We start from the raw sequence: 15,030 nt of genomic DNA, 5'->3' as shown, positions 1-15,030 counted from the left end.
AAATCCTAAAATTCATTTGAAAATTTTAGAGTGAATTATTTTTTAAATTGTTTAGCTGATTCTAGAAAAACCTGTAGAATCTGGCAATGGGTTTGATAGCATAATAAACCAACCCCAAAAGCAAAATTCTCCCCAGCCAAATCTGTACCTTTTGCCAAAAAGTCAAGTAGTTTACAAACTTGGTGGTGTTGATGGTTTTTACTTCGGTTTCTTTTACCTGTTGTGATTTCCAGCGGGCGTAGAGTTCCTGCTCTTTGAGTTCGCAGTCTACGTTTAGTTTGTTGTTCTCAAGACGAACCTTTGGGCTTTTTAAGTTACGCCCTGGTTCGGCCTGAGTAACATTCTTAACAACTACTTTTCCGTTTTGACATTCCAGCAATGCCCTATAAGAGCTGCTGTCTTTCTGAATTTTAAAAACAGTATCATGTACTGTTTCTTTGATTGTAATAGTTTTTGCTTTTTCTTCACTTAGAACCGGTTTCGGGCTTTTGCACGAAACCAGAACTAAGACTAAAAAAAACAAAAAAACAAGACGTTTGAAATTATTCATCATAAGTTATAATTTGATTATTGTTCGTTTTTAGAGTCTTAAAAAACTTTTAACGCTTTTAATTTCTCTTTTTCTTCGGGCTACTTTATAGCCTTCACGACCTCCCATGTCATTCGTATTTCCTTCAATGGTGTAGATAAGAGTTCCGGCGACTTTATCTACAATTCCGGTGTGACCTGTTCCGTTTTTAAAGTCCAGGATAAAAACGTCACCGGGCTGTGGCTCCTTTTTTACCAAAGGTTTGCTTGAATTGTATTGGTCTAGTACACCGCCAGTTTTCTTTAAAGGATTTTTTACTCCTAATTGTAATGCTGCTTTTTGAGCGCACCAGTAAACAAAAGCCATACACCAGGGATATCCTTTTGTGAGTCCGACACTTCTTAAATAAATCTCGACTTCAGGACCGGAATTACTATTTCGTGGCATTTCTTCAACACCAACCTGAGCAATTGCAATTTCTAAGGTTTTTTGGGCTAATGTCATTGTTGTTTTCCGTTTAGTTGTTTAAATTTTTGTAGTTCATCAACCAACTGCTGATTGATTAGCATGAGTTCTTTGTGCTGTATTTCCATTTTTTTTATGGTTTCGGTTGCTGTAGTTAACCGGGCGGTAAGATCATCGAGTAAGTCACGGTAATATTTTACAGCGCTAACAGTGTTGTCGAGTTCGGCGGCTCTGTCTTGGGCTAATGATTTTCTCATTGAGAAAAACCATGTGATAAATGCGGCGAAGAATGCGGTTAGAGTGGGGTATAAAAACTGTTCCATTTAATGTTAAAAATATATGTTAGAATTGAATTTTGTTTTCGGTGAAACAGCTTTTTGGAGTGTTGATTTTTAAGAAAATGGGACTTAATTTTCTGTTATAAGCGCTGTGGTTGTTTCCTTTTGTGGGTACAAAGATTGTCTTAAAAAAGCAGTAAAAAAAACAAATGATAGGTGCTTAAACACTTGTATTCTGGTTCTTTACAGAGTTGTTCAGTGAACGAACATGTGCCTTTTTTTAAGTAAAAAAAGACACATCTTTGCAAAGCAATTCAGATCAAATGTAGTTGTTAAAACAAGTTTAACTACTTACGATGTTTTAGTTTGATTCAACATCAGTTCTTCAATTTTTTTGAGTTCAGAGGTAATCGGAGTACAAAGAATCTCGTACAAAGTAGTACGGGAAATAGGATAGACCGGATAGACATATTTGCGCCAAACCACAGTAGTTGGAATATCTTCGGTTTTGTGTTTTTGATACAATTCTTTGATAAGCTTATAGCGTAAAAGTTTATTTTTTTGGATTCCGAGACTTCTATTGTTTGAGATTGCCATAATGAGAAAGATGAGAATGATTAAAAGAATTGTTTTTATGTAAAAGCAATATTGCCATTAGAGGCATAAATAAGTAATTATAAATTTTATCACAGATAACCAAAACCATTTGATCCTTATATATCAATGGCTACTCTTCTTCTAATGCCGAGCTTGTCCGGAACTTCGTCCTGAAGTCATTCTGCAAAAAGAACTTAATAATTTAAGTCTGCAGAGTCCGCACAATAATTTTGTTCCAGAGTGATAAAACACTGGAGCATTCCGGGAAAAAGAATGGTTTTGAGTTATTTGATTAGGGCAGTAAGCGCCCGCTTTTTTGGCTCCTGTTTTTCTTTATCTTTTAAGAAAAACAGGAGTTTTTTTTGTTAAGGGTAGCACAGTGTATTCAATGAATAGATTTACATTTGAAAACAATTAAAATGTAGAATGACTTCTTTCTATAGAAGATAAAAGATTCTTAAAAACAATTTTAGATGAAATCTATTTCAATACTATGTTAACCCTGTAATTTTCAGAATTTGTGATGAGGTTTATTTTTACGCTCATTTTGATATTGTTTGAAAGTTGAATTGATCTTAAAATTCATCCATTCACGAAAAGTAATTATAGGTTTTAAATTTGTTGCGATTAATAGGGCCCCTAAAAGTAAAGAGGCATAAATATCATTGTTTGGATGCATTGATTTATAGATTTTTGGGTTATTTTGGTAATTAATTGGATATGTTTTGAGCTTAAATCAGGACATAGTATTTTCTAAAATAGATGCGGGTTCGTCCTCTTCAATAAATGGGTTTTCATAATAAGGCGTAAAATGGTACTTGCTGATAAGTTTGGTCACTTCTCCGATCTTACTTTCAATTAGCAATGAGACGGGTCTTGGTTCAGCTTCAGGATTGTTCAGAATATGAAACCACTGAAAACGTTCTTGATTGATACAAATACGTTCTCCGGCTGTAAATGTTCTGATTTTTTCGGAGCAGAACTGAAGTGTGATATAAAGTTGTGCGATCCGCTCTTTAATTTGCTTTTGATTCATTTTGTCGTAATTGTAAAATAGTTTGTAATTTTTTTAGATCATATTCGATAAGGTTTCTTTCGACACTGGCTGGGTTTTTAATTAACCAGGATTCTAGTACCTGTATCTTTTCAATAATTTTTGAAATAGTCATTTGGATTTATATTTATGATTAATAAAAAGTTTTTTCGTAGTTAGAGTCATGAGATATAAAAATGTATAGCATTTTTTCGAAAGTATATTTGTAAGTTCTTACAAATATCGAAATTTATTTCGAATATACAGAATAAATCGAATCTTTTTTCGATTTACTCTGTAGGCTATTTGTTTTTTAACTTTTTGTTTTTAAAAGTTAATTATGTGCACATTAGTTTTTATTTTTTGCCGTATTATTGCTTGCTATTTATAAAAACTAACTAATTTGGAGCGGTTATTTTTGTAGGGCGTAATGTTTTATCGAAAAATGTTTCGTTTTTGTGAGCCTGTGCTAGTTTTGGTAAATTAAGCAGGAAAATATCTCATTTGGTTTGAGATTGTTTTTTGGTTCAGGTATATAGGACTGGTTGATTAGTGAAGTTTTGCCATCCTGAATTAATGTGAAAAAGCCCAGATCGCAAAAGAAATTTATGGATGGGCTAAAACTATTTTAGTTTTTTGAAATGTTTCTGTAATAAAATCAGTTTAAAGATTCTTTTTCGCAGATCAATAAAACTTCCAATAATTCGATACTGATTTTTCCTTCCAGGAATAATTTCCGCAATAATTTTATGTACTCTTGTTTTTTAGTAAGCATGGTTATATGTTTATAGATTAAGTAATAAAATTCGTAATATTCAGCGTCCAATATTTGAGGTTTCCCGTAACCTATTTTCTTTAGGTCTCTCATCTCTCGGAATTGGTTTGAAAATTAACATTTGCAATTAGAGCTTGGTTTTTGCTTTTTTTGCATTTAGAGTGAAAGAATGTTTGTTTTTTCTTTGTAAATCACAGCTAAAAGTGAGTTTTAATTGAAATGTCTATATTGCTGGAGGCTGCTTTGGGTGTACTAGTTTTTGATTTTCTTTTTTTGCATTTTAAGTTGTCTTTATTATTTATTTAACATTTGATTATTCAAAAAAAAACAAGTTGAATATGAAATATAAATCGTTTGGAATAAAAAGCCTGTAATTGTCTATTTACAGGCTTTTTGTTTTTGTGATAATTTCGTTAAGATGCTTAGAACTTTTGAATGTTCTTTTGAAAATTGTTTTATTGATTTAGCAAGTCTGAATGATACAGGAAATTTGAGTTTAAGTTTTTAATTTAAATTTGAGAAGGTAAAGATGGAAGGATATAATGCTTAATAAAAATGCATGACAGGTGATTGAACATTAATGTTCGATGTTTTTACAATCTTGTTCAGGAAACTTAAGCTAGATAGGTTTAGCTATTGATTGATATTATAAGTTACGAAGCTGTTTTTTGGTATAGCTCTTCGATTTTTTTAAGTTCGATTGTTATAGGAGTACAGAGGATTTCGTATAATGTAGTTCTGGAAATGGGATAGATTGGATATACGTATTTGCGCCAGACTACCGTTGTAGGGATGTCTTCTGTTTTGTGTTTTTGATATAGCTCTTTTATTAGTTTATATCGGAGTAATTTGTTTTTCTGAATTCCCAGGCTTCTTTGATTAGATATTGGCATAGTAAAATGATTAAAGATGAATTAAATGATTAAAGATGGTCTTTTTTTTAGAAAAGGTTGCAGAATATGAATTGCAATTATTCGTTTTGTGGTATTTAAGATTAGATATTAGTTTTCTTTTTGCGTTCGTTTTGATATTGTTTGTATCTTGTGTTTATTTTAAAGCTTAACCATTCTCGAAATATTAGAATTGGTTTCCAATTGGTTGCAATAAGTAAGAATGTTAATAGAGCTGAAGCATAGATATCATTATTAGGCTGCATAATTTTGTTTATTTGACTGGTTAAAGAAATCAAAAGCATATCCTTGTAAAAAATCAACGGATGACATCGATAATGGTATATTGGTTCTTATTCCATTATAATCAATTTTGTTTGCTTCAATAAACCAGCTTGAACGAACAGGTTTAAAAGATGAAGCGATTATTTCAACGCCATCGGTAAATTCTTCATTGTTGAATTCTTTTGTTAGTTTTTGAAGTTCCAAAACCCTTGACCCTTTTAGGTTTCCTTTGGCATCTTTCTTTAGTAGATTAAAAACAATTTTAACTAATGCTGCCGTTTCTCTACTGGTTGAAAGCGATGATATGTAATTTTGTACCTTTTCAATCCCAATGGTTGCGGTGTCATCCCATCCTTCATTAATGCGATACCCAATTGTAATTTCTTCGTTGTCATTAGAGAAAGTATGTGACATTTGCTTTTCTTTAAAACCGTAAACTTGATTTTTTAAATCCAGAATAGTTTCAAATAGCTGGAAGGTTTCAGTTTTGGCGATTCTCATCATTTCAGAGGTTTCGTGTAGTCTTGAAAGTGCTCTAGGGATAGTTTCAGCTACCAATTTTTTATAAGCATCCCTTTCTTCGTTTTTTTTGTTTTCAATTCGGCTCAATGCTTCTTTTAGTTCTTGCGCAGAAAATTGTGATAAATCCATAGTAGGGTTGATTGTGTTTGTTAATGGTGTGATCATAATAGTTTTATTTTTAGGTTAATGTAATTTAGTTGTGTAGTACAATTTCATCTTTAAATGGATCACCATAATAAGGTTTGAAATTGTATTTGGCCGCAAGTTTGGAAACTTCTTTTAATTTGTTTTCAATATTTTGAGGAACAGGTCGTGGAGTAATGGTTTCGTCGTCCAGGATATGCATCCATTGAAAACGCTCTTGATTGATACAGATTCTTTCACCGGGTGTAAAAGTTTTTGTTCGTTCGGAACAATATTGAAGTGCGAGGTACAATTGAGCTATGCGAGTTTCGATTTGATTTTTATTCATGATTTGTTTATTGAGATTTTTTTGTTCGATATCAGGTTACATTGCACTTTTTTAGGGCTGTTTGGTTTCTCGATAAGTTGATTTTTTGGCTATTGAATTTTTTCTTGGATTTGTTTTCATCTTTTGGTATTTGTTAGGTGTTGAACAGGAGGTTTTATGTTTGTAGGTTGATATTATGGGTTTTGATGGTTTTATTTCTGTCTAATATGTAGGTATTTTATATTTGTTTTGTGTCTATAATCCATGAGTCATATGATTTTATTGGTGTTTCTGTTGTTTTTGAATTTTATTTTTCTTTCCTTTGCAAATGTAATGTAAAATAATACATTAAAACAAATTTTTAACGTAAAAAAATACATGCTTTTATGGGGTCAACTGAAAGAGTAAGGGAGTATCTTGATTACAAAGGGATTAGCAGGTATAGGTTTTGTATTGACTTGGGTTTTTCAAACAAATTTTTAGATAATAGTAGTAATATGGGAACGGATAAGGCGTGTAAAATTTTACATCAATATCCTGAAATTAATTCAGAGTGGCTTTTGACGGGAAATGGGCCTATGATAAAGGAAGATAATACAAGTGTATTGATTATGAATAATGACAGAAAAACGGTAGATTCTATTTGTGTAAATCAGGAAATACCATTGTATGATCTTGAAGCTGTTGCTGGACTTAGAGAATTGTTTAACAGTGCAGAGTCGCGTAGGGTTTTGGATACTATAAAAATTCCGAATTTGCCTAAATGCGACGGTGCGATTTCGGTAACAGGGGATAGTATGTATCCATTGTTGAAGTCCGGAGATATTATTTTGTATAAAGAAACTGAATTTGAAAATATTTTCTTTGGGGAGATGTATCTTTTGAGTGTAAAATTGAATGATTGGGAAGAGTATATTACGGTAAAGTATGTTCAGAAATCTGATCTGGGTTTGGAGTATGTGAAATTGGTAAGTCAAAATTCGCATCATCAGTCAAAGGATATTCATATTTCCAAAATATCGGCATTGGCGCTTATAAAAGCTAGTATTCGTGTTAATACGATGATGTAGAGGTTTGCGGAAAGGTATAGCGTGAAAGTAATTTGATTTCTTTTTGAAGGCTATATCCTATTATTTTTTTAAATTTGTTAATAACCCGAAACGAATATCGAATTCTTTTAGATATTATTTCGTAAGACTTGTATAGATGAGCACGATAAATGAGAAGATTGATGAAATAGCAATTAGGGAATTTAAGGGGAATAATAGTTCTTTTGCTAAAGCGGTGAATACAAGCGAGACAAACATTCGTAATTACAGGAAGCGGACTATGCCTAAACTTGATTTTATAGTTAAGTTGCATGACTTATTCGGGATAGGTTTCGAGTATCTGCTTTCTGATGAGGTTGAAATTAACGCGTGTAAAAGTGAAGATCGTAAAAGTGCGGCCCAGGATCAGGAATTAGAGAGTAAAATGATAATGGCGGAGAATAGTCTTCTGAAAGAAAAAAATGATTTTTTATTAGAGCAAATAGAATTTTATAAAAGTAAAATTGAGTTTTTGTCACTTCAAACAAATGTAAAAAAATCTCATACAACAAAAGAGATTGCTGAAGGATTAAAAATTATTGATGAGATAGAAAATTTATTTGTAAAGAAATCGGTTAAATGATTTGTAAAGCAGGTCGGGATTTACTTTTTTTTAATGGATGAAGATTAATGTGAAAAGTTACAGAGAATGTTGAGTAGTAGTTTTTTGTTGTACTTGGATCTTTAGAACGTGAGATTACTCTTTTGTTTACTTTTCGAATTGTTTTGCTTGAAAATATAATGGACTATTTCTGAGTTTACTTGATTTTAAAAAAAAACTGTGTGTGATTCATTTATATTTGGAGAGATTAATGCAGTGTTTAAAGAATATCTTGATTCAAATTAAGTTTGAAAGTATTTTTTGAAGAGATTACAGTTGAGGGATTTTCTATTGTTGAACGCCTGATTTGTCTTTTGATGGTTTAATATTAAGTATGAAAAAAGCCTGTAAACAAAAGGTTTACAGGCTTTTTTGTGGAGTCGCCGGTTCTTGAACTTCTTATTATATATTTTGCTGTTAATTAATATTTATTTCTATAAGTACCTTGTAAACAATGAAATTTTTATATTTGTTACAATAAAGTAATTATAACGAGTTATAAAAAAAACGGCAACGAAAACGGCAACTGATTATTTTTTGACAAAAATGGCAACGAAAACGGCAACGATTTTGACCTCAAATACTCCTCAAAATGAAGTACACTTTTAAACTTAAAGAACCCAATTCAGAGAAAGAAACATTAATCCTGTTTACTTGTAGTTTTAAAGAGGAGAATAAAAAGTTCGTTTACTCAACTGGAGAATCTATACTCCCAAAATATTGGGATAAGGAAAATAAATTTCCGTTTATTTCGGGGAGTAAAAAGGGAAAGACAGCTGAGACCATCAAACGGCAATTAAACCGCTATTCTGATTTGTTTCTTGAAACTTACAGCCTTTATAAAAGAATTGGAGAGACTTTGACTTCAACTATTTTAAAAAAGGTATTCGACGAGGAATTTAAAAAGACAGTTTCTGGAAAGAATGTTTTTTTTGATGCTTTCGATGAATTTATGGCAGAGAAGAAAAAGCAACAAGCATGGGCAAAAGCGACAATTAAGAGATATGATAATATCAAGAACATACTCAAAAACTTTGAGAAAGCCAGGAAATACAAACTTACTTACAGCAGAATAAACAAGACGTTTCATGATGAGTTTACTTCTTATTGTATGGGAGATTTGAAGCATATCAATAATACTTACGCAAGAAATTTGACGTTGTTTAAATCATTTATGTACTGGTCATTTGAAAAGAAATACACATTCAACAATGCGTTTCTAGGATTTAAGAAAGTTCCAAAAGTTATCACTAATCAAATTGCATTGACTATTGACGATCTTAACAACTTAATGCAACATAAATTTAAAACCGAAAGTTTGGAGCGAGTTAGGGATGTTTTTGTTTTTGCTTGTGTTACAGGAATGCGTTTTGGGGAATTATCTTTAATTTCAAAAAGTAATGTTTCAGAAAAATGCATTATGCTGAAAGAAGATAAAGACGAAACAAAGGAAGCAAGGGAAATACCTTTAACAAATCTTTCAAGATATATTTTATTGAAATATAATTATAAATTGCCTCTTATTGCAAACCAAAAACAGAACAAGTATATCAAAGATTGTTTTCAAGAAATGGAATACACTAACATGGTGCAAAAAGTAACAACGAAAGGAAAAGAGAATATCAAAGAAGATATGTTTTTTTACAACAGAATAAGTACCCATACTGCTCGCCGAACATTTATTACTATGATGAAAAGACAAGGTAAAAGCGATAAACTTATTGCTTCTATAACAGGTCACAATGACATGAAAACTTTGAATCAATATTATCAGGTAAATGATGATGAAAAAAAAGAAGCAATGGACGAAGTGTTTAATATTGACCTTAAAATGAAAATTGTATAGTTATGAGTTTTTTTAAATTTTTTCACATAGATAGTTTTGCAGATAATATAAGTAAACTTCATAAGGAGGTTGAAAATATATATTATCAAGTAACTTTATTTTTAATGCCTATTTTACTCCTGTTTTGTTCGATTTATCTTGTCTCTGTACTTTTTACAGAAAACATCAATATATGGGTAGAAGTTTTTCTTATCCTGTCTGGGCTTGCAGGATTTGTATTATCATATTATTTTGTTTCATGGATTAAAAACAAAAAATATAAAATAACTGATGAATTATATAAAGTTGAATCTAATGAAGAAAGTCAAAAAAATAGCAATAATGAGGATAATTTGATGACGGGAATTTTTGAAATGTTTTCTGAGAATGAAATTTATAAAAAAGGAAAAGGAAATTTTGGATTAGAGCGTTATAGCTTTGAGAGTAAAACACAATTGGCAGTAATATTGTGTGTTATAAAATTTGATTCTCATAAGCATAAGTTTTCCAATGTACCACAAAATAAATTTTTACTGGCTTTTAAAGAAAATTTTAAAAACGGATTTTCATTAGGAGATAAAGAATTTAGAGATAAAATTGACTTTACAGAATCTTACTTTTCAAATATTAAAAAAGATCTTTTCGAATTTGATAAAAAGAATAATAATATTCTTCGATTGAACCAGAATTCACTATACTATCAACTGTATAATGATTTTTTAAAAATTCTTATAACTAAAGATATATAACATATTGGCAAATAGCCACTTTATCTTACTTTATTATACTTTATAAAGTAAACTCAACCATAAACAATAATAATATTGTCGAAATTTAAAACGACAATGTTATGCAAAATCCATTCGAAACAATTCAATCAGAATTGAAGGAATTAAAAGGTTTAGTTACTCAGCTACTTACTGAACCTAAAGAAGATTTATCTCAAAAAAAGTATACTTTAAAACAAGCAGCCGCGCTCTTTAATGTAGATACTCAAACAATTAGTAACTATATTAAAAAAGGGAGCATAAAAGCGGAACAGATGGGTGCGCGCACTCGCATTTTGATTTCTCACTCTGAATTATATGATTCTCTGAATCAAATCAAATCTTTAAAATATAAAAGACAAGCATAGAAACTGTGATTTCTATGCTTGTCTTTTTTGTTTAATCTAAAATCTTTTTTTTATGGAAACTAAATCAATCAAATTATTAGTACTTCTGAGCATATTTCTTACGCTTGCAATAGTTCAAATTTTCTTCTTGTTTAACTATGAATATAAACCTTTTCCCTTAGTCCCAGCATTAATGCTTCTGAACTGTATTGTTATTATTCTTTACGGAAAAGCAATAACGAACAATTTAAACGACGAAAACTAGTAAAAGAAAAAAGACGTAAAAACACCTCGCTAAAAGCTTTTTACGTCTATGATAATTTTCTAATTGAAGACGATGCGAATTTACGCAAAGTTTTCCATATAAACATATTACAATGGAAAATAAACAGGAAGAACCCAAAGAATTTGTACAGAATATATTTGATATGACAGAAATATATTTAGCCAAAAGATATATTTTTCGATACAATGAAATTGCACTAGAAATTGAATGTAAAAAAATAAACTCTGGCAAATGGGGAGCACTAAACGAGAATTCGTTATACATCGAGTTACAGAAAAAAGGAATAAAAATTTCTATAAATAATCTCTTAGCAATTTTGCGCAGTGATTTCGTAACAAACTTTAATCCTATAAAAGAATATTTTTTATCACTGCCTAAATGGGATGGAACAGCTCATATCGAGAAATTAGCGAGCTATCTAACAACTCTAGATAAAAAACAATTCGAATATCATTTTGTAAAATGGTGTGTACGAAGTGTGAAATGTGTATTCTTAGACGATTATTTTAACAAGCAGGCTTTTATACTGGTTCACAAAGGACAAAGTAGTGGAAAGTCAACTTTTTGTCGGTTTATGTGTCCTCCTGCATTGGCAAATTATATAGCTGAAGATATTAGTAGTGACAAAGATGCTAGAATCCTATTAGCTAAGAACTTTCTTCTAAATCTAGATGAATTAGCGGTTTTAAGTCGAAAAGAAATAAATCAACTGAAATCATATTTCTCAAAAACACATATTAACGAAAGACTTCCTTATGATCGTAAAAACAGCATCTTATCACGAGTATGCTCGTTTATTGGTTCAACCAATATGGCAACATTTTTAAACGATGAAACTGGTAGTGTTCGCTGGCTCTGTTTTGAACTCATAAAGCCAATAAACTTTGCCTATAAAACAGAAGTTGACATAAATGCTGTTTGGGCACAAGCATATGCCTTGGCAATGAGTGATTTTGATTGTGAACTCACATTTCAAGATGTTCAAGAGAATGAAAAGAGAAATTCCAAATACACAACATTGTCGGTAGAATATGAAATTATTAGTAAATATTTTTTAATTCCAGAAAAGAGTTCAAAAGAACAGTTCATGACTTCAAGCGATATTATGCACTATTTGTCTATAAAGTACCAGCGTTTAAATCATATAAATATTGGTAAAGCAATGATCTCTTTAGGTTTTGAACGCATTAAAGATAAGGAAAGGCGTGTTTACGGATATACAGTTTCGGTTTTACCATTATTTCCAACAAACTAAAAGAAATAGAAAAACTTGGTTTCTTCTTACCAACTTACCCAAAGTATTGAGAACACCATAAATCATTGATGCTTTCTTGGGTAACTTAAAATATAGATGTTCTTACCTAAAGTTACCCATCTTACCCAAGGAGATTAAATGGCATATAATCAATGGTTTATTTGATTTATGGGTAGGATGGGTAAGAATAAAGTAAAGAGAAAAAAATCTTACCACCCCCACTACTATTGGCTTGGGTAAGTAGGTAAGTAGAAAACGTAAAAAACAGTTTAGATTTTTTGCTTATGAAAAAGAAAAAAAGGAAAATTATTTAAGCTATAAAACAATATGAGTATGAAATGTGAAGAGTTAAATCAAAAAATAAGATTGGAAGATGTCCTTGCTTCACTCGGACACCATCCAGTCAAAAGCAATGAAAAAGAAGCTTGGTTTCTTAATCCATTCGGAATAGAAACCGAAGCCTCTTTCAAAGTTGATAGAAACAAAAACGTATGGTATTTGTTTTCTGAAGGTATTGGTGGGAAAAACACTGATTTTATTATAAGGTATTTAAAATGTAATGTTCGAGAGGCATTAGGCTGGGCTAGTGAAAAAAAGTTTTCTTTTTCTTTTGATCAGCAAAAAAATACGACTCAAAAAAATATTGAAATTACAGAAATAAGTGATTTAAAAAATTACAATTTAAAAAAGTACTTAATAGGGCGTGGTATTTCGAGTAAAAATTGGAATTACCTAAAAGAAGTAAAATTTACAATCGCCACAAAACATTTATATGCTATCGGATTCGAGAATCAATCAAAGGGGTTTGAACTACGCAATAGCTTCTATAAAGGGTCTATTTTAAAGAAAGATATAACTCTGATAAAATCTCCTAATAAATCAGATATCATTTTGCTGTTTGAAGGTTTTATGGACTTTTTAAGCTATGCCGAAATGAATCCAAAATTTGAGGAAAATATATTGGTTTTAAACTCAATCGCTTTATTAGAAAAAGCAAAATTAGAGTTAAAAGGCTTTAATGAAATCAAAGTCTTTTTTGACAGAGACAATGCTGGTTTCAGAGCTACAAAATCAATTTTAGAAACGTTTCCAAATGCGAAAGATTCTTCCCAACTCTATAGCAATTTTAAGGATTACAACGAATGGTTCACAGCCTACGGCATGGAAGTTAACCAAACTGTTTCAAAGATTTAACCCAATTTATACGCGCATAGTGATATACGCAAAGTTTAGAATTTCAAGATGTGTTTAGAGCATGCTGTCGCGCTCAAAACTTTCTTGATTTTTTAATCCCGATGGTCAAAAAAATGAAAGTACAATTTCAAAATGTAACAACTAATGAATCCAATAAGAACTAAATCTTTAATGTTCAGATGTACGAACATTGAGAAAAAAATAATTGAAAAAAAAGCAAAAAGCAGAAAAATGAATACTGCTAGTTTTTGCAGAATGGTTGCTTTGGAGCGAAGAAATAAATCTGTTTTTACAGAGGCAGAATTGGTCGCTTTTGAGAATCTACATTACATAAGAAACAGCTTTGTAAAAATCACTAATCTATTAAGAGATAAAGATTCTTTGTTTGCCAATCAGGTAATGAAGACGGTAAATGAAACAGATAAAATTTTAAAAATTTTCAGTAATGGTAGGGAAAGCTAAAAGCATTGCTCATACATCAAATGCGATTGATTATGGAAAAGACAAAATGAATGCGGAAGAAATATCAAGACATAATGTGATTGGAACTACAGGGCTAGAAATAGAAAATGAGTTTAAGGTTTATCAAAATCTATCAAATGCAAAATTCAATACTATTTCAGTGGTGTTAAGTCCAGAGACTGAGGATGGACGAAGATTAAAAAACGAAGACTTTAAAAAGATCACCGAAAGCTATCTTGAAAAGATGAACCTAAAAGAGCATCAGCACATTTGTTTTGCCCATCGAGATCGCGAGCATGTACATCTCCATCTTTATATAAACAGAATAGATAGTAGAGGAAAAGCTTATAACGACTCTTTCATCGGAAAAAAAACAAGTCACAAAGCACATTTAATTGCAAAAGAGATGGGTTTGGTATCTGCAAAAGAAGTTATGGTTTCAAATAATTTATTAAAGGCTGAAATATTTAAAACACATCAAGAAGTTTTAAAACAAACGGAAACCTTGAAAGATTGGATTACTCAAATGAAAGCAAAGGGACTTGAAGTTACGCCAACAATTAATCGCCAAAATGAAATCCAAGGATTTAGAGTAAAAGATTTAAAAACAAATAAAGAGTTTAAGGCAAGCAAAATCCATTCCTCTATGTCGGGTAGCAATTTAATAAAAAGTGGCTTAAAAAACGACTTAAATCACAATCTCGATACTACTCTGAAACGTGTACAAGGAAAGCAGATATCAAAAAGCCATTCCAATAAAAACTTAGTCAACACAATTCCGAAACAAATTAAAAAAGAAATAAGTCAATTCAGTAGGAATGGAACTAAATCAGTTGCTCAAGTATTAGGAAAACAGAAAATTACTAAAGAGGAATTTAAATATATAAAAGATGTACAGAATCCACTGATAAAAGTCGAGATGAAAAATACTGAAGAAGAACGTTTAGACTCAATTTCAAAAGACATTGAATACGCAAAAAACCTTCAAAAACTTGAAGACTCTCTAATAGAAAAACCAAACAATAATTTAAAATTAGAATTAGATAGATGAAAAACATAGAAATCATAGCGGAAATCATTGCTGATGAAACTAAAAAACTAGAAAAATTAGTTTCGGAGCAATCAAGTTTAGTACAGGAGTTTTCTATCTGTATGGAAAAAGCGAAAAAAATTGAAATACAGCCCAGAACTGAGCGTCTTGAAGAAATTATATCGCACTGGAATCAGCTGTTTACAGCTCAAAAAAATCAAATTCAAGAGTTACAGCATAATCAAGATAACGAAAACAAAAAACAAAGATTAGGAACATACATTTTACTGATTTTGACAATAATCTTACTGTTTTCAATTCTATTAATATTAATATTTAAAACGATATAA

At 30.8% G+C, this 15,030-nt stretch carries 19 protein-coding genes; 10 read left to right on the top strand and 9 right to left on the bottom strand.

Going from position 1 to position 15,030, the window contains the following annotated elements; translation table 11 throughout:
- Positions 1-61 precede the first annotated feature (61 nt).
- The 9 genes from AC3IS6_RS20915 to AC3IS6_RS20875 all read right to left on the bottom strand — a co-directional run bounded on the left by AC3IS6_RS20915 (position 62) and on the right by AC3IS6_RS20875 (position 5,846).
- A complete protein-coding gene (locus tag AC3IS6_RS20915) occupies positions 62-553 on the bottom strand; it encodes a hypothetical protein (protein WP_489162191.1) in 492 nt (163 codons plus the stop codon).
- A 27-nt stretch (positions 554-580) separates the two neighbouring features.
- On the bottom strand, positions 581-1,033 hold the full coding sequence (locus AC3IS6_RS20910; RefSeq protein WP_489162190.1) for a CHAP domain-containing protein: 453 nt from the start codon (positions 1,031-1,033) through the stop codon (positions 581-583).
- Positions 1,030-1,251, bottom strand: a complete 222-nt coding sequence (locus AC3IS6_RS20905) for a methyl-accepting chemotaxis protein (protein WP_173968448.1) — start codon at positions 1,249-1,251, stop codon at positions 1,030-1,032. The genes AC3IS6_RS20910 and AC3IS6_RS20905 overlap by 4 nt, the downstream gene beginning before the upstream one ends.
- Positions 1,252-1,623: 372 nt before the next feature.
- The gene (locus AC3IS6_RS20900; protein ID WP_173968449.1) at positions 1,624-1,869 is read right to left on the bottom strand and encodes a hypothetical protein; all 246 of its coding nucleotides are present in this window, start codon (positions 1,867-1,869) and stop codon (positions 1,624-1,626) included.
- Between the two features lie 736 nt (positions 1,870-2,605).
- Positions 2,606-2,905 (bottom strand): hypothetical protein, encoded by a 300-nt coding sequence (locus AC3IS6_RS20895; RefSeq protein ID WP_489162187.1) that lies wholly within the window; start codon positions 2,903-2,905, stop codon positions 2,606-2,608.
- Between the two features lie 655 nt (positions 2,906-3,560).
- Complete coding sequence (locus tag AC3IS6_RS20890; RefSeq protein ID WP_395342772.1) at positions 3,561-3,770, bottom strand: hypothetical protein; 210 nt, start codon at positions 3,768-3,770, stop codon at positions 3,561-3,563.
- Positions 3,771-4,330: 560 nt separating this feature from the next.
- On the bottom strand, positions 4,331-4,570 hold the full coding sequence (locus AC3IS6_RS20885) for a hypothetical protein (RefSeq protein ID WP_173968454.1): 240 nt from the start codon (positions 4,568-4,570) through the stop codon (positions 4,331-4,333).
- Between the two features lie 252 nt (positions 4,571-4,822).
- Positions 4,823-5,539, bottom strand: coding sequence for a DUF3164 family protein (locus AC3IS6_RS20880; RefSeq protein WP_489162185.1), 717 nt, complete (start codon positions 5,537-5,539; stop codon positions 4,823-4,825).
- Positions 5,540-5,567: 28 nt separating this feature from the next.
- Complete coding sequence (locus AC3IS6_RS20875) at positions 5,568-5,846, bottom strand: hypothetical protein (protein ID WP_263361588.1); 279 nt, start codon at positions 5,844-5,846, stop codon at positions 5,568-5,570.
- A gap of 476 nt (positions 5,847-6,322) precedes the next feature.
- Between AC3IS6_RS20875 and AC3IS6_RS20870 the strand changes: the two genes are divergently transcribed.
- From AC3IS6_RS20870 to AC3IS6_RS20825, 10 genes are all read left to right on the top strand, one after another.
- A complete protein-coding gene (locus AC3IS6_RS20870; protein ID WP_489162182.1) occupies positions 6,323-6,895 on the top strand; it encodes a S24 family peptidase in 573 nt (190 codons plus the stop codon).
- Positions 6,896-7,031: 136 nt separating this feature from the next.
- A complete protein-coding gene (locus AC3IS6_RS20865; protein ID WP_489162181.1) occupies positions 7,032-7,496 on the top strand; it encodes a hypothetical protein in 465 nt (154 codons plus the stop codon).
- A gap of 610 nt (positions 7,497-8,106) precedes the next feature.
- A complete protein-coding gene (locus AC3IS6_RS20860; protein WP_489162179.1) occupies positions 8,107-9,360 on the top strand; it encodes a tyrosine-type recombinase/integrase in 1,254 nt (417 codons plus the stop codon).
- Positions 9,361-9,362: 2 nt separating this feature from the next.
- On the top strand, positions 9,363-10,088 hold the full coding sequence (locus AC3IS6_RS20855) for a SoxR reducing system RseC family protein (protein WP_489162178.1): 726 nt from the start codon (positions 9,363-9,365) through the stop codon (positions 10,086-10,088).
- Positions 10,089-10,189: 101 nt separating this feature from the next.
- A complete protein-coding gene (locus AC3IS6_RS20850; RefSeq protein WP_489162176.1) occupies positions 10,190-10,474 on the top strand; it encodes a helix-turn-helix domain-containing protein in 285 nt (94 codons plus the stop codon).
- A gap of 356 nt (positions 10,475-10,830) precedes the next feature.
- Complete coding sequence (locus tag AC3IS6_RS20845) at positions 10,831-11,994, top strand: VapE domain-containing protein (protein ID WP_489162174.1); 1,164 nt, start codon at positions 10,831-10,833, stop codon at positions 11,992-11,994.
- Between the two features lie 333 nt (positions 11,995-12,327).
- On the top strand, positions 12,328-13,188 hold the full coding sequence (locus tag AC3IS6_RS20840) for a DUF8464 domain-containing protein (protein WP_489162172.1): 861 nt from the start codon (positions 12,328-12,330) through the stop codon (positions 13,186-13,188).
- Between the two features lie 144 nt (positions 13,189-13,332).
- Positions 13,333-13,650 carry a plasmid mobilization protein gene (locus AC3IS6_RS20835; protein ID WP_489162170.1) on the top strand — a complete coding sequence of 106 codons (318 nt, stop codon included), beginning with the start codon at positions 13,333-13,335 and terminating at the stop codon, positions 13,648-13,650.
- A complete protein-coding gene (locus tag AC3IS6_RS20830) occupies positions 13,634-14,701 on the top strand; it encodes a relaxase/mobilization nuclease domain-containing protein (RefSeq protein WP_489162168.1) in 1,068 nt (355 codons plus the stop codon). Before AC3IS6_RS20835 ends, AC3IS6_RS20830 begins: the two co-directional genes overlap by 17 nt.
- Positions 14,698-15,030, top strand: a complete 333-nt coding sequence (locus tag AC3IS6_RS20825; protein ID WP_489162166.1) for a hypothetical protein — start codon at positions 14,698-14,700, stop codon at positions 15,028-15,030. Before AC3IS6_RS20830 ends, AC3IS6_RS20825 begins: the two co-directional genes overlap by 4 nt.

This window comes from Flavobacterium sp. KH_035, assembly GCF_057839565.1.
The sequence above is the reverse complement of the archived record's forward strand: the minus strand, read 5'-3'. Positions and strand labels throughout refer to the sequence as shown.